A 19,174-nucleotide genomic window follows, 5' to 3' on the forward strand; every position below is an offset into this window, starting at 1 on the left:
GCCGAACCAGGAGGAGATCGATGCTCAAGCCCCGCGCCACCCCGACCCGTGAACTGGTGAACCTCGACGGCCTGTGGCGCTTCGGCATCGCCGACCGCGTGCAGGACGAGCCGTGGACCGGCCGCCTGGAGACCACGCTGGAGGCGGCGGTGCCGGCCAGCTACAACGACCTGTTCGCCGACCGGGCGATCCGGGACCACGTCGGGTGGGCCTGGTACCAGCGCTCGGTGCGGGTGCCCCGGGGGTGGGCCGGCGAGCGGGTGCTGCTGCGGTTGGACTCGGCCACCCACGAGGGCCGGGTGTACGTCGACGGGCACCTCGTCGCCGAGCACGTGGGCGGGTACACCCCGTTCGAGGCCGACATCACCGACGTCGTCCGGGCGGGGGAGGAGTTCCGGCTCACCGTGGGGGTCAACAACGAGCTGACCAACGTGACGCTCCCGCCGGGCACCCTCACCGTGGAGCAGTCCGGCCGGCGCAAGCAGACCTACCTGCACGACTTCTTCAACTACGCGGGGCTCGCGCGGTCGGTGTGGCTCTACAGCCGCCCCGCCACGCACGTCGAGGACGTCACGGTCGTCACCGGTGTGGACGGCGCGGCGGGCACCGTCGACTACGCCGTCCGCACCAGTGCGCCGGCCGACGTCCGGGTGCGCGCACTGGACGCCACGGGCGCCGAGGTCGCCGCCGGCACCGGCGCGGAGGGCAGCCTGCGGATCGAGGACGTCACGCTGTGGCAGCCCGGCGCGGCCCACCTCTACGACCTCGTGGTCGAGGTCGTCGACGGCGAGACGGTCGTCGACAGCTACACCGAGCCCTTCGGCGTCCGCACCGTCGAGGTCCGCGGCACGCAGTTCCTGATCAACGGCGAGCCGTTCTACTTCACCGGTTTCGGCAAGCACGAGGACACGCCCATCCGCGGCAAGGGCCACGACGACGCCTACCTGGTGCACGACTTCCAGCTGATGGACTGGATCGGCGCCAACTCCTTCCGCACCTCGCACTACCCCTACGCGGAGGAGGTGCTGGAGTTCGCCGACCGGCACGGCATCGTCGTCATCGACGAGACCTCGGCCGTCGGCCTCAACCTCGCCGTCACCGGCGGGCTCGCCGGCGCGGTCACCACGCCGACCTTCTCCCCGGAGACCTTCAACGACCAGACGCAGGCGGCGCACGCCCAGCACCTCCGCGAGCTGATCGCGCGGGACAAGAACCACCCCAGCGTGGTGATGTGGTGCATCACCAACGAGCCCTCGTCCAACGAGGAGGGCGCCCGGGAGTACTTCGAGCCCCTCGTGCAGCTCACCCGCGAGCTGGACCCGACCCGCCCGGTCACCTACGCCGTGGTCATGTTCGCCAACCCCGGCAACGACCGCATCGCCGACCTGTTCGACGTGATCTCGCTGAACCGCTACTACGGCTGGTACGTCGCCAACGGCGACCTCGCCACGGCCGAGGACTACCTGGAGCGGGACCTGCGGGGCTGGGCGGCGAAGTACGACAAGCCCATCCTGATGACCGAGTACGGCGCGGACACGATGCAGGGGCTGCACTCCCTGTGGGACATCCCGTGGACCGAGGAGTACCAGCGGGACTTCCTCGAGATGCACCACCGGGTGTTCGACCGGGTGGAGGCGTTCGTCGGCGAGCAGATCTGGAACTTCGCCGACTTCCAGACCACCCGGGCGATCCACCGGGTCGACGGCAACAAGAAGGGCGTGTTCACCCGCGACCGGCGCCCCAAGACCGCCGCGCACGAGCTGCGGCGCCGGTGGCTCGGGCTGCAGAACCGCAAGCCGGGCACGCAGCGGTGAGCGTCCCCGCCGGCGGGGACCCGGTCGTGCCGGTGGTCGGGGGCTCCCCGCAGCTCACCGCCGTCCCGGCCACCCCGCCGGCGGGGCCCCGGCAGCCGACCGGCCTGGGTCGAGCACGCCTGGTGCTGCTGGTGCTGGCCGGCTTCGGCTCCTCGATGGCGCTGCTCGGGCCGATGGCCTACTCCCTGGCCGTCCGGGTGCAGCAGCTGGCCCCCGGCCAGCCCGAGGTGCTCGGGTTCGTCCTCGGCGGTGGCTCGGTCGTCTCGCTGCTCGCTGCCCCGCTGATCGGGACGTTCAGCGACCGCACGCGCAGCCGGTTGGGCCGGCGCCGGCCCTGGCTGCTGATCGGCACCACGGTCGGACTGGCCGGCTTGGTGACCATGGCCGCGGCGGACGGCCTGGCCGTGCTGACCGCGGGCTGGGTGCTGACCAGCCTCGGCTGGAGCACGGCGAACGGCGCCCTGACCAACATGCAGGCCGACCACCTCCTGCCCCGCCAGCGCGGCAAGCTCGCCGGGTACACCGGGTTCACCTCCCAGCTCGCCGCGGTGGTCGGCATCCTGCTCGCCGGCACGGTGGCGATCGACGGCCCGCTGCTGTTCCTGCTGCCCGGGCTGACCGGCGCGGTGTTCGTGCTGCCGTTCCTGGTGCTGCGGAGGGAGGAGGACTCCCGGGGGTTCCCACTGCCCGGCCGCCTGACCCTCGGCGGGCTGCTGCGTTCCTTCACGTTCAGCCCCCGGGCGCACCCGGACTTCGCCTGGAACTGGCTCGGCCGCTTCTCGGTGTTCCTGGGAGTCTCGCTGACCACGACGTTCAGCACCTACTTCTACGCCGCACGGCTGGACGTGGGCCTCGCGGAGGTGGCCGGGTTCGTCGCGGTGACCGCGTCGGTGGGCATCGTGGGCAGCTTCGTGGGGTCCCTCGGCGCGGGCTGGCTGTCCGATCGGCTGGGCCGCCGCCGGCCCTTCGTCGTCGTCGCCACCGTGATCCTGGCCTCCGGGGCGACCGTGCTGGCCTTCGCCTCCTCCTTCGCCACCCTGCTCACCGGCACCGCCCTCACCTCCACGGGCATCGCCGTGTTCGCCGCGGTGAACCAGGCGATCGTGCTCGACGTGCTCCCCGAGCGGGACACCGCCGCCGGGCGGTACATGGCGATCTTCACCTTCAGCCAGCGGGTGCCGAGCAGCCTGGCGCCGTTCCTCTCGCCGGTGGTCATCACCATCGGTGCCACGGCCGGCGGGGCCAACTACACCCTGCTCTACCTGCTGGCCGGCGCGCTGGCTCTCATCGGTGGCCTGGTCATCGGGCTCCGGGTGCGCGGCGTCCGCTGAGCCCGGGTGTCTCTCAGCGCGGGAGAGCGGACGAGGCCGCGGTCACCCGGCCGAGGCCCTCGACCAGGGCGGGGAGGCGTGCGCGCAGGTCGGCGAGGACGGCGACGTGGTCGGCCGTGGCCTCCACCGGCGGCGGCTCGTCCTCCGGGGGCGCGAGGAGGGCGGGCGCGTCCTCGAGGTGGGCACTCTGGCCCAGGGCGTACAGCGCCAGCGCGGCCGCGCCGAGCGCACCGCCGCCGGCATCGGACCCGACGTGGACCGGACGCCCCAGGGCGGCGGCGACCGTGCTGCGCCACAGCGGCGCCCGGAAGGCGCCGCCGGTCACCCGGACCGTGGTGATCGGGGCGACCGCGTCCAGGACGTCCAGCACCACCGCCAGCTGGGTGGCCACGCCCTCCACGGCGGCGCGGACCAGGTGGGCGCGGGTGTGCCCGCGGCGCAGCCCCAGGAAGGCGCCGGGGATGTCCGGGTCCCACAGCGGCGCCCGCTCGGCCACCAGGTAGGGGAGCATGACCAGCCCGTCGCTGCCGGCCGGTGCCTGCGCGGCGAGCTCGAGCAGGGCCTCGTCGTCCCCGTCCGGGCCGGTGAGGTCCGGCGCCAGCGCCGAGCCCGCCCACCGGACCACGTGCGCGCCGTTGCTGAGGGCGCCGCCGGTCACCCAGTGGTCGGCGGTCAGGGCGTAGCAGAACAGCCGGCCCGCCGGGTCGGTCGTCGGCCGGTCGACGACGGTGCGCACGGCACCGCTGGTGCCGAGGTTCAGACCCGCGGTGCCGGGCCGCATCGCGCCGGTGCCGAGGTTGCCCAGCGGCCCGTCCGCGGCCCCGACGACGACCGGGGTCCCGGGGCGCAGGCCGGTGCGGTCGGCGGCAGCGGAGGAGGAACTGAGGATGGCGGTGGTGGGCAGCACCTCGGCCAGCTGTTCCGCGCCCACCGACGCCAGCGCCAGGGCATCGGGGTGCCAGTCACCGGTGGTCAGGTCGAGCAGCCCCGTGCCCGAGGCCGAGGACAGCTCGGTCACCAGGCAGTCGGTCAGCGCCAGCAGCACGTACTCCTTGAGCCCCACCCACCAGCGGGCGGCCGCGCAGGTGCCCGGGTCGTGCTCGGCGAACCACATGAGCTTGGTCAGCGGGGACATCGGGTGCACCGGGGTGCCGGTGACCCGCTGCAGCTCCGTCGCGCGGCCGGACGCCCGGAGCGCGTGCGCCTGCGCGGTCGCCCGCGCGTCCGCCCAGGTCACCAGCGGCGTGAGCGGGCGATGATGGCGGTCCAGGGCGATCAGCCCGTGCATCGCGGTGCCGACCGACACGGCGGTCACCGGAGCCCCCGCCGTGGCGGCGATGCACTCCCGCAGCGCCGCGAGCACGCCGGCCACGACGGCGTCGGGGTCCTGCACCTGCCAGCCGGCCCGCGGCTCGGTGAGCGGGTACTCGCGCAGCGCCGTGGCCTGCCATCCGCTGCCAGGGGAGAAGGCGACGGCCTTGACCGCCGTCGTCCCGACGTCCAGGCCGATGACGACGTCACCCGGAGGGCCGCTGGCGCCGCCGGGGACGCCTGGCGTCACCGCCGGCCCGACAGGTCGGCTGCCCGGTCCCGCACGGCCCCGAGCAGTTCCCGGTCATCGGCCAGTGCGGGGTCCAGCGCGGAGAGCACGCGAGGCGCGGCCTCCGCCAGCTCCCCGGCTGCCAGGGCGCGGAACTCGTCGGCGCGGACGTCCTTGACCGGCGCCCCGGCGCCCCGCAGGTGCAGCAGCCACGCGGCCAGCACCGTCACGGCAGACTCCGGGAGGCGCCCGGCGGTCCGCTCCCACCGGAGGACCGGCAGCAACCGGACCGGCAGCTTCTGCGAGCCGTCGGTGGCTATCTGCGCGAGCGAGTGCCGGATCCGCGGGTTGGCGAAACGCTGGACGAGCGCGGCGCAGTAGGCCGCGACCTCCTCGGGGGACACGCTCAGGTGCGGCGTGCACACGTCCCACCAGCCGTGCAGCAGCGCGAGGCACCACTCGTCGGCCGCTGCCTCGGCGACCGTGGCGTGCCCGCGCACGGAGCCGACGTACGCGAGCAGCGAGTGACCGCCGTTGAGCAGCCACAGCTTGCGCTGCTCGAAGGGGGCGACGTCGTCGGTCAGCACGGCCCCCGCGTCCTCCCAGGCCGGCCGCCCGCCGGGGAACCGGCCGGAGACGACCCACTCGCTGAAGGGCTCGGTGACCACCGGCGCGAGGTCCTCGGTGCCGGTGGCCGCGCGGACGGTGTCCCGGTCGGCGGCGGTGGGCTCGGGCGTGATCCGGTCGACCATGGTGGTCGCCGTCGTCACCTGGGCAGCGACCCAGTCGGGCAGGGTCGGGTCCACGCCCGCGGCGAGGGCGAGCACGACCTCGGTGAGGGCGGCCCCGTTGTCGGGGAGGTTGTCACAGGGCACGAGCGCCAGCGGCCCCGCGTCGGCGGCCCGCCGGGCCAGCAGGCCGGCGACGATCCGGGCGGGCACCGAGCCCACCGGGGCACGTGGGTCCCGGCGCAGCGCGGCGAGGTCGGCGGCGACCTGCGGGTGGTCGGTGTCCAGGCCGCCGGCCGGCCGCCGGTGGTAGCCGGCCTCGGTGACCGTGGTGGTGAGCACCCGGACCGCCGGGTCGGCGAGCAGGGCCAGCCACGCGTCCGAGTCCGCGGCGGCGTGGGCGCGGACCACCGACCGCACGACCTCGAACCGGTCGCCGTCCGGGCCGCGGGTGACGAGCGTGTAGAGCCCGTCCTGCGTGGTGAGCGCCGTGGCCAGGTCGGGCCGCCGACCGGTGAAGGCCGCGATGCCCCACGGCTCGCCGGCGCGATCGGTGTACCAGGCCTGATGGGCGCGGAAGAAGCTGCCCAGTCCGAGGTGGACGGCGCGCACCGGGGGCGGCGCGCCGGGTCCGCGACGCAGCGGGGAGGCCGTCACAGCTTGAAGACCTCTCGTGGGCGACGGTCGACGAGGTCGACGGCGATCTCCCGCGCCTCGTCCTCCGGCAGCCGGTGTTCGGCGACGAGCCGGGCCAGGTAGCCGCAGTCCAGCCGCCGGGACATGTCGTGCCGGGCCGGGATCGAGCAGAAGGCGCGGGTGTCGTCGATGAAGCCCGACGTCCGCCGGAAGCCGGCGGACTCGGTCACCGCGCCCCGGAACCGGCGGACGGCGTCCGGCGCGTCGAGGAACCACCAGGGAGCGCCGACGTAGACCGACGGGTAGAAGCCGGCCAGCGGACCCAGCTCGCGGGAGAACGCCGTCTCGTCGAGCGTGAAGAGGACGAGGTGGAAGCCCGGGTGGACGCCGAAGCGCTCCAGGAGCGGCCGCAGCGGGTCGGTGAAGTCGATGCGCAGCGGGATGTCGTGGCCGGTGTCCGGGCCGAAGGCGGAGAGGGTGGGGCCGTGGTGGTTGCGGCGCACGCCCGGGTGGATGGTCATCACCAGGCCGTCGTCGCAGGACATCCGGGCCATCTCGAACAACATGTGCCGGCGCAGCGCGACGCCTTCGCCGGGTGACGCCGTCCCGGCCAGGGCCGCCCGGTAGACCCGCTCCGCCTCGGCTGCGGGCAGCGGCTCGGTGCCGACGTCCTCGTGGCTGTGGTCGGCCGACGTCGCGCCGTGTGCGCGGAAGTGCGCCCGGCGCTGCTCCATGGCCTCGACCCAGCCGGCGTAGTTCCCGGTGTCGACGCCACTGACCGCGCCCAGCCGGGCCACTGCGTCGGCCCAGCCGGGGGCCGCCGCCTCCAGGTACCGGTCGGGGCGGAAGGTCGGGACGACCCGGCCGGCGAAGGCCGGGTCGGCCGCCAGCTGGGCGTGGGCGGACAGGTCGTCGCAGGGGTCGTCGGTCGTCGCCAGCACCTCGATGCCGAAGCGCTCGAACAGCGCCCGCGGACGGTAGGCGTCCTTGGTCAGCCGCTCGGCCACCTGGTCGTAGATCGAGTCCGCCGTCGCCACGGAAGGGTGGACGGTCACGTCGAACACCTCGGCGAGCTCCGACTCCAGCCAGTAGCGGGTCGAGGTGCCCGCCAGGACCGGCCAGTGCGCGCAGAGCTCTCGCCACACCTGCCTGGCCTCCGCCTCCGGGAGCGTCCCGTGGCCGATCCCGAGCGCGGACAGCGGGACGCCGCTGGCGTGCAGCAGGCGGGTGACGTAGTGGTCCGGGGTGACGAAGAGCGCGGCCGGGTCCGTGAAGGGGACGTCGTCGGCCAGTGCGCGGGGGTCCACGTGGCCGTGCGGCGAGAGGATCGGCAGGTCACGGACCGCCTCGTACAACGTCCGGGCGATCGCCCGGGTGCCGGGGTCTGCGGGGAAGAGCCGGTCCGGGTGCCGGTCGAGGGCGGGGGCGGACATGTGCTCATGGTGTGCAACGGATCACTCGCTGGGAACCGGTTGCCACGTGTTGCCGTCCGCGACCCGCCCAGCTGCGGTGGGTCGCGCGGGCCGCTTGCCACCGCCGCCGCAGCCGGCGCATGGTGCCGTCATGACGCAGGTGTCCGACCCCGAGTCCCCGGCAGCCGGCCGCGTCGCCACCGTGGGCGGTGCGGACCAGGTGCTCGAGTCCGACGAGGTGGCCGGCTTCCTCGCCGACTGCCTGGCGGCCGAGGACCTGGACGGGCGCAGTGTGTGCGTGATCGTCCCGGACGCCACCCGCAGCTGCCCGCTGCCGATGCTGCTGTCGGCGGTGCACGGGGCGCTGGTCGGGCGGGTGAGCCGGCTGACCGTGCTCATCGCGCTCGGCACCCACGCGGCCATGACCGAGGCCCAGCTGGCCCGGCACCTCGGCCACCCTGCCGGTGACCTGGCCGCCCGCTATCCGGGCATGACCGTGCTGAACCACGAGTGGTCCGACCCGGACACGTTCGTCTCGCTGGGCACCATCCCGGCCGAACGGATCGCCGAGCTGTCGGAGGGGCGGCTGCACGAGAGCGTGGACGTGCGGCTCAACCGCGCCGTCGTCGAGCACGACGTGGCGCTGGTGCTCGGGCCGGTGTTCCCGCACGAGGTGGTGGGGTTCTCCGGTGGCAACAAGTACTTCTTCCCGGGGGTCGCCGGCCAGGAGATCATCGACCTCTCCCACTGGCTCGGCGCGCTGATCAGCAGCGCGGAGATCATCGGCACCCGCGGCACCACGCCGGTGCGCGCCCTCATCGACGAGGCCGCCGCTCTCGTCCCCGCGCAGCGGCTGGCCGTCTGCGTGGTGGCCCAGTCCGGTACGGGCGCGCTGCACTCGGTGGCCTTCGGTGACCCGCAGGCCGCCTGGGCAGCTGCCGCGGACGTCTCCGCCCAGGTGCACGTCCGCTACCTCGACGCCCCGGTGCGCCGGGTGGTGTCGGTCATCCCGGAGAAGTACGACGACATGTGGACGGCGGCGAAGGGCTTCTACAAGGTCGAGCCGATCGTCGCCGACGGCGGCGAGGTCGTGATCCTCGCTCCGCACATCACCACGATCTCCGCCATGCACCCGGAGATCGAGGAGATCGGCTACCACTGCCGGGACTACTTCGTGCAGCAGTGGGAGCGCTTCGCCCACCTGCACTGGGGGGTGCTGGCGCACTCCACCCACCTGCGCGGGACGGGCACCTACGACGCCGCGACCGGGGTCGAGCGCCCACGCGTGCGGGTCACGCTCGCCACCGGGATCCCCGAGGACGTCGTCCGGAAGGCCGACCTGGACCACCTGGACCCAGCAGAGGTCGACCTCGGCGCCGCCGCGGACGACCCGGAGACCCTGCTGGTGCCCGAGGCCGGGGAGGTGCTGTTCCGGCTGCGCTGACCCCACGCCACGACGGCAGGAAGCGGCAGGTGTCCCTGCGCGTTCTCTGCCGGCCGGACAACGGGGCAGGACTCCTGAGCGGTCAGCTCGGGACGTCGGTGTCGGTGGTCGGGGGAGCGGGGTGCACGGGGATGCTGCGGCGACGTCTGCGGCGCCCGGTGGAGCCGCGCACGATGAGGCGGACGGGCAGCACAGCGGACAGGATCGTGCCCCGCTGCCCGCTGGCCACCAGCGTCATCAGGTGGCGGGTCGCCGTCGCGCCCTCCGTGTGCAGCGGCGCCGCGACCGTGGTCAGGCCGGGCGTGACCAGGCCGGCGACGGAGATGTTGTCGAAGCCGACCACGCTGACGTCCCGCGGGACCCGGACGCCGTGCGCCGTGAGGCCACGGACGAGGCCGATCGCGAGTTGGTCGTTGAACGCGATGACCGCGGAGGGCAGCCGCGCGGACAGCTCCTCCGCCGCCCGCGTGCCGCCGGCCAGGTCCGGGGCGAACGGTCCCACTCGGCGGGCCCGCAACGACAACGCAGCGGTCGACTCGAGCACGGCGCGCCATCGGGAGCCGTCGGCCCAGGACGCCTCCGGGCCCGAGAGGTAGGTGATCGACTGGTGCCCCAGGTCGGCGAGGTGCTGCACGGCGAGCCGGATGCCGCGGGCGTTGTCCGGGACGACCGAGGGCACGTCGACGATGGTCCGGTTGAGCACGATCACCGGCTTCTGCTTGGAGAGCATGCGGATCGCCGAGTCGGACAACCGCGTACCGGCGAGCAGGACGCCGTCGACCAGCGGCAGCGTGCGTTCCAGCGTCGACCGCTCGAGCCGCTCCGACTCGTGCGCGTCGATGAGCAGCAGGGCGTAGCCGTCGGCGGTGGCCGCTGCCTGGGCGCCGTGGATGATCTCCGCGTAGAAGGGGTTCGCCACGTCCGACACCACCAGCGCCAGCAGCCGTGTCCGGGAGATCGCCCGCGCACGAGTCGGGGGCACGGTCCGGTAGCCCAGCTCGTCGGCGACCCGGCGGATGCGTGCCGCGGTCTCGGAGTTGACCCGGCCGGGGCGGGAGAAGGCCCGGGAGACGGTCGACGGTGCCACCCCCGCTGCCCGTGCGACGTCGTAGATGGTGACGGGCTGGCGGCCGTCGTCGACAGTGCCCGTCATGGCCGGACCCCGGGGGAGTGCGGTCGTGCGAAGGTCTGGCAACCGATGGCCACGCCGCTATGCTAAGCCCCCGGCCCCGGCGGACCGCGCTCGCGCGCGGGCTGACCGAGGCTCTCCCCGAGCTCCCCGACACCTGTCGGACCGGCGTTGTGCCGACCCGGGCCGGAGCTTCCCCACACCGGTCCCATCCCGGCCGGTCCCACCCGCGACAGGCAGGACGACGATGAGCGACGCAGCAGCGCCGGACGGCGGACGAGAGACCGGCGGCCGGGCCAACATCGGAGTGGTGGGCCTGGCCGTCATGGGCTCGAACCTGGCCCGCAACCTCGCCAGCCGGGCGGGCAACACGGTGGCGGTGTGGAACCGCTCGCCGGAGCGGACGCGGCTCCTGGTGGCCGAGCACCCGGAGGCGGGGTTCGTCGCGGCGGAGTCGATCGACGACTTCGTCGCGTCCCTGGCGCGGCCACGGACCGCGATCATCATGGTGCAGGCCGGGGCCGGGACCGATGCGGTCATCGCGCAGCTCGCCGCACGGTTCGAGCCGGGCGACATCATCGTCGACGGCGGCAACGCCAACTTCGTCGACACCATCCGCCGCGAGCGCGAGCTGCGGGAGCGCGGGCTGGACTTCGTCGGTGCCGGGATCTCCGGCGGCGAGGAGGGGGCGCTGCGGGGGCCGTCCATCATGCCGGGCGGGTCGGCCGAGGCCTACCGCACGCTCGGGCCCATCCTGGCCTCGATCGCGGCGGTCGCCGAGGGGGAGCCCTGCGTCACCCATGTGGGCACCGACGGCGCCGGCCACTTCGTCAAGATGATCCACAACGGCATCGAGTACGCCGACATGCAGCTCATCGCCGAGTCCTTCGACCTGCTGCGCCGGGTGGGCGGGCACGACGTGAAGGCCATCGCCGACGTCTTCGCCGCCTGGAACCGGGGGGACCTCGAGTCCTACCTCATCGAGATCACCGCCGAGGTGCTCCGTCAGACCGACGACCGCACCGGCCGTCCCCTCGTGGACGTCATCGTGGACGAGGCCGGGTCCAAGGGCACCGGCGTGTGGACGGTGCAGAACGCGGTCGGGCTCGGCGTCCCGGTCTCGGGCATCGGCGAGGCCGTCTTCGCCCGCGCGGTGTCGAGCAAGTCCGAGCAGCGGGCGGCGGTCCGTCGGGTCGTGCACAGCCGCCCTGCGGTGCAGGAGGCACCCGAGAGCTTCGAGGACGACGTGCGCGCCGCTCTCCACGCCTCCAAGGTGGTCGCCTACGCGCAGGGCTTCGACGCCATCGTCGCCGGCGCACGGCAGTACGGCTGGGACATCGACCTGGGCGCGGTCGCCACGATCTGGCGGGGTGGGTGCATCATCCGGGCCCGCTTCCTCAACCGCATCGTCGAGGCCTACGCCCGCAACCCCGAGCTGGAGACCCTGCTCGCGGACGACTACTTCGCCGAGGCCGTCGCTCGCGGCGAGGACGCGTGGCGCCGCATCGTCTCGATCGCGGCGCTGTCCGGTGTGCCGGCGCCCGGCTTCTCGTCCGCGCTGGCCTACTACGACGCGCTCTGCTCCGAGCGTCTGCCGGCCGCGCTCATCCAGGGTCAGCGGGACTTCTTCGGGGCGCACACCTACCGGCGGATCGACGCCGAGGGCGTCTTCCACACGCTGTGGTCCGCCGACCGCAGCGAGATCGCCACGGAGCCGTCCAGCCACTGACACCGGACGGGATCTGCCGTCCCGGCTCCCTGGCGGGGTGGCCCGCCGGACGTCGGCACGGCAGATCTCGTTCTCGGTCCCCGTTGCCGATGGCGCCGCGGCACGCTGCGCCGTGCGCGACCCGCGAGGAGCGCACCGTGCGGACGAGGGTCTAGGGGTCCTGGGGTGCCAGAGTGCGCTGCAGGGCATCGCCGTACCGCGCGATGACGTCCTCGGCCGGGGCCGTCTGGAGGTACTCGTCGTCGTAGACCGAGAGCGCCACCATCAGTCCGATGAACTGCGCGCAGAAGAGGTGGGCGCGCAGCGCGGCGTCGGGTCCGGGCAGGGCTTCCTCCAGCGGCTCGGACAGCTGCCTGGCGATCGAGTTCTTGAGCGTGGTGTGTATGTCGGGCCGACCCGAGGCGCGCACGATCGCACCGAAGGCGCGATGGCCGTGCCGGTGCCCGTCGAGGATGGCCCGCACGGCGCGGGCGCCGATCTGGTCGAGCGGGCCGTCCAGCACGTCGCCCCAGCTCGCGTCGGCGCCCACCGTCTCGATGAAGAGGTGCTCCTTGCTCCGGAAGTGACGGATCACCAGGGCGGGGTTGACGCCGGCATCCGCGGCGATGTCGCGGATGCCGGTCGCCTCGAAGCCGTCCCGGTTGAACCGCTCCCGGGCCGACCCGCGGATCCGGGCCTTCACGGCGGCGGAACGGTCCGGCCGGCCCGGCTCCGGCGGGACCGTCGGCGGCGCAGTCATCTGCACGACTCCGATCGTCGGTGGCGCGCCACGGTACCGGGGTGCACGCGCCCGTCCACCGGAGCAGCTCAGACCAGGTAACGGCCGCCGTTCACGCTGATCGTCTGCCCGGTGACGTAGCCGGCCTCGTCCGACGCCAGGTAGGCGACCGCGAAGGCGATGTCCTCCGGCTTGCCCGCTCGGCGCATGGGAGTGGTCGCCGCGTGGTCGTCGACGTCGACCGGCGACTCGCGCAGCATCGGGGTGTCCACGAACCCCGGGGGCACGTTGTTGACGGTGATGCCCGCCGGGGCGTACTCCATCGCCAGCGCCTTGGTGAACCCGATGACGCCGCCCTTGGACGCGGCGTAGTGGCCCATCGCGGGTGCACCGGTCTGCGCCGACGAGGACGAGATGTTGACGATGCGCCCCCACTTCTCGGCCAGCATGTCGGGCACGAGCTCCTGGGTGCAGAGGAAGGGGCCCTTGAGGTTGATCCTCATCATGCGGTCCCAAGAGTCCTCGGTGATGTCGAGGAACGGCACGAACCCGCTGATGCCCGCGTTGTTCACCAGGATCGCGACCTGACCGAGCTCTGCTCGCGTCCGGGCCGCGGACGCGGCGACCGTCGCCCGATCGGATGCGTCCCCCGCGCAGGCGATCGCCGTCCCGCCGGCGGCCCGGATGGCCGCGACCGTCTCCTCGGCACCCTCGGCGTCGAGGTCCCACACGGCGACCGCAGCTCCCTGGGCCGCGAGGACCGTGGCGATCGCGCGACCGATTCCCCGGCTCCCGCCGGTGACGACTGCGACTCTCCCGTTCGACGACATGGCTGCTCCTCTGCTCGACGGTCGGGCAGGTCAGGACCCGCCCGTTTCACGACCTTGAGTAAACGCCGTTTACAAACGCTGTCAAGGCGGGTCGCCCCGGCTCGGAGCGACCCGAACGGGGTCCCGCCCGGATGCCGCCGGCGCCCTGACCGCGATCCGGGTCAGGACGAGTGGCGCGTCCTCCGCGGCGTCCGCGCGGCGGCCCGGGCGCGGGCGGCCAGGAGGACCACCGCGCCGGCCAGCACGGAACCGACACGACGGCGGCGGCTGCGCCTGCGGGCTCCCGCCGCGCCGTCCGCTGGTCTGTCGGTGGCGCTGACGGAGGGGTGCGGCGGGGCCGGATCGTCCTCGACGCCCGCGGTGCTCACCGCAACGGACCCGGCCGTCGTGTGGTGCTGCGTGGTCACCGGCTCGTCGACCAGGCCGGCATCGTCCTTGCGGGCCTGGGTGATGGCGTCGGCCGCCGTCGCGTCGAGTCGTTCTCCCTGCATGGCGAGCTCTGCTTCGACGGTGGGGACCGGGCCGGTGACGACCCAGGCGGCGGCGTACATGACCACGCGGCAGACCAGGTTGATCCACACCAGCACGGTGACCACCGCCGTGAAGGCGCCGTAGACCGGGTTGTTGCTGGTGCCGGACAGGAACACGGTGGCCAGCTGCTTGAGGACCTCGATGCCGACGGCGCCCAGGAGGGCGCCGGTCCAGGTGTTGCGCCAGGGCATCCGGTGCCCGGGCAGGCGGGCGAAGACCACCAGGAGCACCGCGGTGTCGACCAGCACGGCCAGGCTGATCGCCAGGAGCTGCACGCCGACGGCGGCCGCGGTGCTGGTGGCCACGCCGAGGAGTTCCAGGACCTGGTCGGTGAAGGCGGTGGTCAGGCTGGAGGTGGCCGTGGCCAGCAGCAGGGTGCTGCCCAGCAGGAGGAGCCCGAGCAGGTCGGAGGTCTTCTTGACGACGATGTTGGCGTCCCGGGGGGCCACCGCCCACATCCGCCGCAACGAGGTGCGCAACGCGCTCAGCACACCGAGCCCGGAGTAGACCAGGCCCGCGGCCCCGGCCAGGCTCGCCGCCAGGCGGTCCGACCCGCCGGCCGCGACCGCCGCCAGGTCCAGGCCGCCGGGGCCGGTCAGCCCGGGCAGGTTCCCCGCCAGCCAGGACGTGAAGAGCTGGCGCACCGCGGGGAAGAAGTCGAGGGCGGCGTAGGAGAGGGCGATGAGCGGGAAGAGGGAGAGGAAACCGAAGTAGGAGACCGCTCCGGCCAGGTCCTTCCCCAGCATCCCGTTGTAGTGCTCCACCATGCCCACCAGGTGGTCCAGCCAGCGACGCCGGGAGCGCTGCTCCGTGAACGCCGCCTTGGCGCGCCCGAGGACGTCAGGCACCGGCGCCGCCCCGGGCCCGCGGGCCGGCGGTGCACGCCAGGGGCACGCGGTCACGCAGGCTGTCACAGCAGCAGGGCGGCCGGGTGATCGGTCACCCCCAGCGGGACGCCGGACCGGTGGGTGACCGGGGCCGACAGCATCCCGGCGATCGCGTCGGCGAGGAAGTCGCCCACCGCCTGCCAGGAGGGCGCCGCGCCGTCCCGCTCGGACAGGGCCTCGACGTCGGCGCACGTCGTCGAGACGATCCGGGTCATCAGCCGGGCTCTCCCCATGGCGACGTCCCGGTCCAGGTGGTGCAGACGCGCGACCACGGAGTGGGTGATCGCCGAGGCGGACGGAGCCAGTTCGGCCGATTCGCGCAGCAGACCCGCGGCCGTCGGGTCGTGCAGCGCCTGGACCAGGAACCGGGCCCGGCTGCTGGGCTGCGGCAGTGCGGCCAGCGCGTCGGTGAACGGGACCACCAGGCTGCGGACGTCGCCCAGCACGGAGTCGGAACGGGCGAACATCGCCTGCCGCGGCCCCTCGAGGGGGGTGAGGTGGCGGGTGATCAGCGCGTGGAGCAGCCCCACCCGGCCGTCGAAGTAGTACCGCACGGCGGAGTGGTTGGTGTTGCCCGCGCCCTCGGCGACCTTGCGGTCGGAGACCTGGGCGATGCCGGACTCGGCGAACAGGCGCTCGGCCGCGTCCAGCAGAGCCGTGCGCGCAGCATCGGACCGTGCCATCCGAGTACCTCCTCCGTCGACCGCATCCGGCAGGACCCGGGTCAAGCTAGCCGGTCGCTGAGTGCATGAGTCGGGTGACTCACGTCCAGGTCGCCTCGTTCTCGGGTGCACGCGTGCTCCGTCGGGGGTCAGGCGGATCCCGTGGGGGAGACGTCGTCCGGCGGTGTGTGGACCCGTCGGTGCAGGTGCTCCATCAGGGAGTCCAGGTGGTGGGCGGTCTCGGCGGCCTCGCGCAGGTGCTGCCGCACGTCTGCGGGCACGGCGGCGTCGTACTTGTAGTGGATCTTGTGCTCGAGGCTGGCCCAGAAGTCCATGGCCGTGGTCCGCAACTGGATCTCCACCGGCACGTGGACCACCGAGGTGGACAGGAAGACCGGGACCGTGACCTGGAGGTGCAGGCTCCGGTAGCCGTTGGCCTTGGGGGCGGCGATGTGGTCCTTGACCCGCACCACGGTGAGATCGGGCTGTTGCGTCAGCGTCTCGGCCAGGCCGTGCACGTCGGAGACGAAGCTGCACGTGACCCGCACGCCCGCGATGTCGGTGATGCCGGCACGGATGGCCGGCAGTGACAGGGGCAGGTCCTTGCGCGCTGCCTTGGCGATGATCGACTCGGGGGTCTTGAGCCGGGAGCCCACGTGCTCGATGGGGTTGTGGTCGTGCAGGGTGAGGAACTCCTGCTGCAGGATCGTGATCTTCGTCCGGACCGCCTCGATGCCGGACCGGTACTCCAGCAGGAACCGGTTCACCTCCGCCCGGGCGGGCCCGAGGCGTTCGAGGATGCTCAGGTCCGGGGCGGGGTCGTCGGAGCGGACGCCGGTGGCGGTCCTCGGTGCCGGCTCCTGGTCCGGTGATCCGGTGGCCGGCACGGTCACCACGGCGAGGGGCCAGTAGCCGACGTTGGGGACCCAGTGACCGTCGTGCGCGAGCGCACTCACCGGGTGTCTCCGCGCGGGGCCACGGTCGTGGTTCGTTGCCCGCCAGGCTCGTGGGGCGTGCGGGGTGCGGCGTGGCACCGGGTCATCGACCGAGCTCTCTGTCCGGGGCGGCGGATGTGACGGGCCTCATCCGCCGCTCTTCTTGGTGTCCATAAGTCATGTGACTTACTGTAGCCCCGTCCCGTACGTGGTGAGTCACCTCGCCCCGGGATCCCGCGTACGCGCCCCGCACCGCCGCCTGACCCTCACCTGGAGCACTCGCATGGAGCCGTTCGCCGCCTCGACCGCAGCGGGTCCCGCCGCAGCCGGTCCCGCCACCGGTGGCCCCGCCGCGGTCGTCCCGCCGGCGGAGGACCGGAAGACCCGCATCGCGCGCTACGTCTTCCTGTTCCTCATCCCCTTCCTCATGGTCACGATGATGTACGCGACGTACGTCGGGACCATGCACTCGCCGCAGCCGCGGGACATGCCGGTCGCCGTGGTCGGGGTCGGAGCCGAGGCCGAGAGGGTCGTCGACTCGCTCGCGGCCGTCCCGGACGACGCCGTGGACCCGCGTCTGGTCCGGTCGGCCGACGAGGCGGTCGCGCTGCTGGAGAGCCGGGAGGTCGTCGGCGCACTGGAGGTCCCGCGGCCGGGGACCGATGCAGCGACCGTCTACACCGCGAGCGCGGCCGGCCCCTCGCAGGCCCAGACGGTCCAGCAGCTGCTCGCACCGGTCGCGGTGCAGCAGGGCTGGACCATCGAGCCGCAGGACGTCGCCCCGCTGCCTGCGGGTGACTCGTCGGGCACGGCGGTGCTCTTCGCCGCGATGGGCATGATGCTGGCCGGGTACGTGCCGCTCAGCGTGGTCCTGCTGGGCGTGCCCCACCTGCTGGCGGTCCGGCGGTTCGTGCCGGTCCTCCTCGGCTGGGCTGCCGGGACCAGCGCGCTGATCTGGCTCATCCTGGGGCCGATCGTCGGGGCCGTGGACGGGCACTTCCTCGGCTTCTTCGGCGTCGGCATGCTGGCCGTCGGCGCCGTGGGGGCGGCCCAGCTGCTGTTCACCAAGCTGATGGGCCCCCTCGCCGTCCTCATCGGCATGCTGCTCTACGTCGTGCTGGGCATGCCGGCCTCGGGTCTGGCGCTGTCGGTCGACGTCATGCCGGGCTTCTTCTCCTTCCTGCACGGCGTGCTGCCGCTCCCGGCAGCGGGGGAGGCGCTGCGCGCGCTGGTGTACTTCGACGGCGACGGGATCGGCAGGCACCTGCTCACGCTGACCCTCTGGGTGGTGGTCGCGCTGGGGCTGTCGCTGCTCAAGGAGCGCGCGAGCGGCCTGGCGGTCCCCGGTGCCCCGCCGGTCACCGACCCGGACGCGCCGCTCCCCGCGCTGGCCGGCGGCCCGCTGCGGTCCTTGCGCTTCCGCTACGTGACCGCAGCGGCGTTCCCGCTGTCCATCCTGGTCATGGTGGTCGGCCTGATGAGCTTCTCCATGCACGAACCGACGGTGCGTGAACTCCCGGTCGCGGTGGTCGCGTCGACGGAGCAGCAGGCGTCGCAGGTCGCCGACGGCCTCCAGTCGAGCCTGGGGTCGATGGTCGACGTCCAGGTGGCCGGCTCGGTGGACGAGGCCACCGACGCCGTCCTCGACGGGGAGGTCGTCGCCGCCTACGTGCTCCCGAACGGCCCCGGCGAGGACGCCACCCTCTACACCTCTGCGGGCGCCGGCGTCAGCCAGCAGAACGTGGTGCGCGCGGTGTTCGGCCAGGTCGCTGCCGGGCAGCAGGTGCCGCTCACGGAGACCGACCTGGCGCCGCTGCGCGACTCCGACACCATGGGCAGCAACAGCATGTACGTCGGCATGGCCTGGATCATGGCCGGCTTCCTGATCATGGCCGTGTTCCGCGGGGGTGCTCCCGAGCTGACCAGGTCGCGCCAGTTCCTGCCGCACCTCGCAGGCTGGTCGCTCGGGATGGCCCTCTGGCTGTGGTTCCTCTTCGACGTGATCATCGGTGCGGTCAACGGGAACGCCTGGCAGATGATCGGCTTCGGGGCGGCGACCATCTTCGCCATGGCCGCGGTGACCGGCGTCTTCACCCGGACCCTGGGGCTGGCCGCGATCGTCCCGGTGATGGTCGTGCTGATGCTGGCCGGGGTGCCGGCCTCGGGGGGTGGCCTATCGTTGTACATGGTCCCCGAGGTCTTCCGGGGCCTGTCCGGCGTGCTGCCCCTGCCCGCGGCGGTGGACGCGGCGAGGTCGCTGGTCTACTTCGACGACGCCGGGGTCGGCCGGGACCTCCTGGTCATCGCGATCTGGGGCGTCGTCGGCGTCCTGCTCAACCTCGTCGTGGACCGGTGGCTGCGGCGCCGGGAGGACGGGGTCGGCATCCCCGGGCCGGACGGCCCACCCTCGCCCTCCGGGACGGCGGCCGAGGACACGGATCAGGGACGGCATCGACCGGGACGGCACCGATCGGCACGACTCCGACCGGGACGACGCCGACAGCTGGAAGGCGCCGGGGCTCGCTGACGAGGCGGGCTGGACGGCCACGCGCCGTCCAGCCCGGACCACGTCCGGGTCGGGGCCGGGCGGGTGGAGGCAACTCCTGGCATCCGCTGCGCTCGCCCGGCCGCGACCGTGCACCATGGTCGGCGCGTCGGTCCGAGCCGCCCGGCCCGGCCTCGTCGCCGGGTGAGGAGTGATCGTGGCTGACCTGCCGGACGTCGACACCGACTCCCTCGGGCCCGGCCGATCACGCCGGGACGAGCGTGCGCTGGAGCACCGGCTGGCCCTGCTGGACGCCGAGCTGGCCGCGGTGCCGGGGGTGCTGGTCGCCTTCTCCGGTGGGGT

At 73.5% G+C, this 19,174-nt stretch carries 14 protein-coding genes; 5 read left to right on the plus strand and 9 right to left on the minus strand.

Annotation, left to right across the window (positions count from 1 at the left end; all coding sequences use genetic code 11):
- Positions 1 to 20 precede the first annotated feature (20 nt).
- Together uidA and O2V61_RS22205 are read left to right on the plus strand one after the other, a co-directional pair.
- Complete coding sequence (gene uidA / locus O2V61_RS22200; RefSeq protein WP_269185455.1) at positions 21 to 1,814, plus strand: beta-glucuronidase; 1,794 nt, start codon at positions 21 to 23, stop codon at positions 1,812 to 1,814.
- Entirely contained in the window at positions 1,811 to 3,145 is a 1,335-nt protein-coding gene (locus O2V61_RS22205) for an MFS transporter (protein ID WP_269185456.1), read from the plus strand. The genes uidA and O2V61_RS22205 overlap by 4 nt, the downstream gene beginning before the upstream one ends.
- A gap of 13 nt (positions 3,146 to 3,158) precedes the next feature.
- Here the strand turns inward: O2V61_RS22205 and O2V61_RS22210 are convergent, their stop codons facing one another.
- From O2V61_RS22210 to uxaC, 3 genes are read right to left on the minus strand one after another with little or no spacing between them, the layout of a single operon-like run.
- Positions 3,159 to 4,706 (minus strand): gluconokinase, encoded by a 1,548-nt coding sequence (locus O2V61_RS22210; protein ID WP_269185457.1) that lies wholly within the window; start codon positions 4,704 to 4,706, stop codon positions 3,159 to 3,161.
- A complete protein-coding gene (locus O2V61_RS22215; protein WP_269185458.1) occupies positions 4,703 to 6,070 on the minus strand; it encodes a mannitol dehydrogenase family protein in 1,368 nt (455 codons plus the stop codon). The genes O2V61_RS22210 and O2V61_RS22215 overlap by 4 nt, the downstream gene beginning before the upstream one ends.
- Positions 6,067 to 7,482 (minus strand): glucuronate isomerase, encoded by a 1,416-nt coding sequence (uxaC, locus tag O2V61_RS22220; RefSeq protein ID WP_269185459.1) that lies wholly within the window; start codon positions 7,480 to 7,482, stop codon positions 6,067 to 6,069. Before uxaC ends, O2V61_RS22215 begins: the two co-directional genes overlap by 4 nt.
- Positions 7,483 to 7,612: 130 nt before the next feature.
- Between uxaC and O2V61_RS22225 the strand changes: the two genes are divergently transcribed.
- Entirely contained in the window at positions 7,613 to 8,905 is a 1,293-nt protein-coding gene (locus O2V61_RS22225) for a lactate racemase domain-containing protein (protein WP_269185460.1), read from the plus strand.
- An 82-nt stretch (positions 8,906 to 8,987) separates the two neighbouring features.
- On the opposite strand, the gene O2V61_RS22230 is transcribed toward O2V61_RS22225, so the two are convergent.
- Positions 8,988 to 10,058 carry a LacI family DNA-binding transcriptional regulator gene (locus O2V61_RS22230; protein WP_269185461.1) on the minus strand — a complete coding sequence of 357 codons (1,071 nt, stop codon included), beginning with the start codon at positions 10,056 to 10,058 and terminating at the stop codon, positions 8,988 to 8,990.
- A gap of 223 nt (positions 10,059 to 10,281) precedes the next feature.
- On the opposite strand from O2V61_RS22230, the gene gndA reads away from it, so the two are divergent.
- Positions 10,282 to 11,763, plus strand: coding sequence for an NADP-dependent phosphogluconate dehydrogenase (gene gndA, locus O2V61_RS22235; RefSeq protein WP_269185462.1), 1,482 nt, complete (start codon positions 10,282 to 10,284; stop codon positions 11,761 to 11,763).
- Positions 11,764 to 11,914: 151 nt separating this feature from the next.
- Here gndA and O2V61_RS22240 read toward each other — a convergent pair whose 3' ends face one another.
- The 5 genes from O2V61_RS22240 to O2V61_RS22260 all read right to left on the minus strand — a co-directional run bounded on the left by O2V61_RS22240 (position 11,915) and on the right by O2V61_RS22260 (position 16,347).
- Positions 11,915 to 12,502, minus strand: a complete 588-nt coding sequence (locus O2V61_RS22240) for a TetR/AcrR family transcriptional regulator (protein ID WP_269185468.1) — start codon at positions 12,500 to 12,502, stop codon at positions 11,915 to 11,917.
- 68 nt (positions 12,503 to 12,570) lie between these two features.
- Positions 12,571 to 13,311 carry an SDR family NAD(P)-dependent oxidoreductase gene (locus tag O2V61_RS22245; protein WP_269185463.1) on the minus strand — a complete coding sequence of 247 codons (741 nt, stop codon included), beginning with the start codon at positions 13,309 to 13,311 and terminating at the stop codon, positions 12,571 to 12,573.
- A gap of 161 nt (positions 13,312 to 13,472) precedes the next feature.
- On the minus strand, positions 13,473 to 14,690 hold the full coding sequence (locus tag O2V61_RS22250) for a YihY/virulence factor BrkB family protein (RefSeq protein ID WP_269185464.1): 1,218 nt from the start codon (positions 14,688 to 14,690) through the stop codon (positions 13,473 to 13,475).
- A gap of 62 nt (positions 14,691 to 14,752) precedes the next feature.
- Positions 14,753 to 15,412: a TetR/AcrR family transcriptional regulator gene (locus O2V61_RS22255; RefSeq protein ID WP_269185465.1), complete on the minus strand. Its 660-nt coding sequence runs from the start codon at positions 15,410 to 15,412 to the stop codon at positions 14,753 to 14,755.
- A 128-nt stretch (positions 15,413 to 15,540) separates the two neighbouring features.
- Positions 15,541 to 16,347 (minus strand): GTP pyrophosphokinase, encoded by an 807-nt coding sequence (locus O2V61_RS22260; protein WP_269185466.1) that lies wholly within the window; start codon positions 16,345 to 16,347, stop codon positions 15,541 to 15,543.
- Positions 16,348 to 16,609: 262 nt separating this feature from the next.
- Here O2V61_RS22260 and O2V61_RS22265 point away from each other — a divergent pair, with 262 nt between their 5' ends.
- The gene (locus tag O2V61_RS22265) at positions 16,610 to 18,853 is read left to right on the plus strand and encodes an ABC transporter permease (protein ID WP_269185467.1); all 2,244 of its coding nucleotides are present in this window, start codon (positions 16,610 to 16,612) and stop codon (positions 18,851 to 18,853) included.
- Positions 18,854 to 19,174: the final 321 nt, after the last annotated feature.

The sequence above is a fragment of the Modestobacter sp. VKM Ac-2985 genome, assembly GCF_026967925.1.
In the GTDB taxonomy this organism is placed as follows: domain Bacteria; phylum Actinomycetota; class Actinomycetes; order Mycobacteriales; family Geodermatophilaceae; genus Modestobacter.

Excerpts from the sequence above, each read along its gene's own strand:
- uidA (WP_269185455.1), top strand. The coding sequence starts at position 21 with ATGCTCAAGCCCCGCGCCACCCCGACCCGTGAACTGGTGAACCTCGAC.
- uxaC (WP_269185459.1), bottom strand. The coding sequence starts at position 7,482 with ATGTCCGCCCCCGCCCTCGACCGGCACCCGGACCGGCTCTTCCCCGCA.
- O2V61_RS22225 (WP_269185460.1), top strand. The coding sequence starts at position 7,613 with ATGACGCAGGTGTCCGACCCCGAGTCCCCGGCAGCCGGCCGCGTCGCC.
- O2V61_RS22230 (WP_269185461.1), bottom strand. The coding sequence starts at position 10,058 with ATGACGGGCACTGTCGACGACGGCCGCCAGCCCGTCACCATCTACGAC.
- gndA (WP_269185462.1), top strand. The coding sequence starts at position 10,282 with ATGAGCGACGCAGCAGCGCCGGACGGCGGACGAGAGACCGGCGGCCGG.
- O2V61_RS22240 (WP_269185468.1), bottom strand. The coding sequence starts at position 12,502 with ATGACTGCGCCGCCGACGGTCCCGCCGGAGCCGGGCCGGCCGGACCGT.
- O2V61_RS22245 (WP_269185463.1), bottom strand. The coding sequence starts at position 13,311 with ATGTCGTCGAACGGGAGAGTCGCAGTCGTCACCGGCGGGAGCCGGGGA.
- O2V61_RS22255 (WP_269185465.1), bottom strand. The coding sequence starts at position 15,412 with ATGGCACGGTCCGATGCTGCGCGCACGGCTCTGCTGGACGCGGCCGAG.
- O2V61_RS22265 (WP_269185467.1), top strand. The coding sequence starts at position 16,610 with ATGGAGCCGTTCGCCGCCTCGACCGCAGCGGGTCCCGCCGCAGCCGGT.